This is a genomic window from Marinimicrobium sp. UBA4509 (assembly GCF_002388575.1).
Classification (GTDB): Bacteria; Pseudomonadota; Gammaproteobacteria; order Pseudomonadales; family Cellvibrionaceae; genus Marinimicrobium; species Marinimicrobium koreense.
In genome coordinates this window covers 2,124-3,561 of the sequence record NZ_DGMV01000007.1, presented here as the reverse complement: position 1 = coordinate 3,561, position 1,438 = coordinate 2,124, and the positions used below count along the sequence as shown (strand labels likewise).

3 protein-coding genes are annotated in these 1,438 nt (G+C 55.8%); 1 reads left to right on the top strand and 2 read right to left on the bottom strand.

Going from position 1 to position 1,438, the window contains the following annotated elements:
• Positions 1-65 precede the first annotated feature (65 nt).
• Positions 66-470, bottom strand: a complete 405-nt coding sequence (gene cueR, locus B3520_RS00500; RefSeq protein ID WP_286804734.1) for a Cu(I)-responsive transcriptional regulator — start codon at positions 468-470, stop codon at positions 66-68.
• 243 nt (positions 471-713) lie between these two features.
• Here cueR and B3520_RS00495 point away from each other — a divergent pair, with 243 nt between their 5' ends.
• Complete coding sequence (locus tag B3520_RS00495) at positions 714-944, top strand: hypothetical protein (RefSeq protein ID WP_024459927.1); 231 nt, start codon at positions 714-716, stop codon at positions 942-944.
• Positions 945-1,007: 63 nt separating this feature from the next.
• Here the strand turns inward: B3520_RS00495 and B3520_RS00490 are convergent, their stop codons facing one another.
• Complete coding sequence (locus B3520_RS00490) at positions 1,008-1,265, bottom strand: DUF4404 family protein (protein WP_024459926.1); 258 nt, start codon at positions 1,263-1,265, stop codon at positions 1,008-1,010.
• Positions 1,266-1,438 lie beyond the last annotated feature (173 nt).

Genomic DNA, 1,438 nt, shown 5'->3' with positions numbered 1-1,438 from the left:
CGCTGCGCTAATCCGACCTACGCATATATCGTCCCGAACCAGCTGCCACTCAGTCGGTCCTGACGCTAAACAAGCTTAAAGGGCATTGGTTGGGTCAGAGAATCAATGATCGCACACTCCGCGTTATCATCCCCGGCGCAGTGCTCCGCCATGGTCACCAGGGTATCCCGCATCGCCTCCAGGCGAGCCAGCTGTTCATCCACCTGCGCCACCCGCTCCAACACCAGCGCCTTGACCTCTGCACTGCGCCGGTGCGGGTCCCGGTAAAGATCCAGCAACTCCCGGCACTCATCCAACGTAAATCCCACCGCCCGGGCACGCTGCAAAAACTGAAGCTGCTCCACATCCGCCTGCCGGTAATCCCGGTAACCATTGGCCGCCCGGTGCGGACACACCAACCCGATGCTCTCGTAATAACGGATCGTCTTCGGGTTCAACCCGCTGCGCTCCGCCGCCTGACCAATATTCATCCAACCTCCTCTTAAACACTGCCGGTCAATTGGCCCGGCAAAGATTACACTAACTATAACCTTTAAAATGGCGCCTGACTACTTATTGATCAATACTGGCCAGAAACCTCCTCGAGAACAGTGTGACAAGGCGCACACTTAAACGGCATTTTTGCTATCCACATCAAAGACTTACAAATTATATTTGACAAATAGAATGAAAAGTCTAGATTAGACATTAAACACCGAGCCGGAGTGGCCGCCATGGAATACCTGAGTATGACCAGTCCCGAGTGGGAAACCATGTGGGATCAACTTGCGGAAGACCGCCTGAATCAGGGCGATCCGATCTGTGAATTCGCCGGCCAGGCCTGGGAGTACATGGGGTCAACCAAAGACCACCACCACTTCCGCCACCCCTGCCACCCGGCCACAGAGAAAACCGAGTACATCTACCTCGAACGCGCTGGCGTCGCCCTCGCCTGGGCCGTGTGATCCGCGGGGCATACGCTCAATAACCGGCAGATTGCGCCTTGCACGCAACCTGCCGAATCGGGCTCAAACACCAATATTCTTCAGCGTCTCCAGAATCTCCCGCATCACCGCCGCCGTACGCGGATGCTCCGCCGCCATCTCCTCCACCAACAACTCCAGAGTATCCAACGGCACCGGCTCACCGTACTGATCCTTCGCCCCCTTCGGATGGGTGTGCAACTCCAACTGCTCCATCAAATGCTTCTGCTGCTCACTGGGCTCCTCGTTGCCGTACATCTCATGCAACTGGGTAATCAGACTTCTGGCTTTTTCCTGGGGCATAAAGACCTCGTTTTTTGGGTTAACTTGCTTCGCTGACTTTGCAGTGTTGTATTCGACTGTACCTTGCGTGCTTATTGGTGGATGACGAACCATAACGCTGCGCTCTGCTCCACCCTACGGCTAATGCGCAACCCTTGGCACTGAGGGGCGCTGTGCGGTAAACCCTTGTGAGA

Excerpts from the sequence above, each read along its gene's own strand:
- cueR (WP_286804734.1), bottom strand. The coding sequence starts at position 470 with ATGAATATTGGTCAGGCGGCGGAGCGCAGCGGGTTGAACCCGAAGACG.
- B3520_RS00495 (WP_024459927.1), top strand. The coding sequence starts at position 714 with ATGGAATACCTGAGTATGACCAGTCCCGAGTGGGAAACCATGTGGGAT.
- B3520_RS00490 (WP_024459926.1), bottom strand. The coding sequence starts at position 1,265 with ATGCCCCAGGAAAAAGCCAGAAGTCTGATTACCCAGTTGCATGAGATG.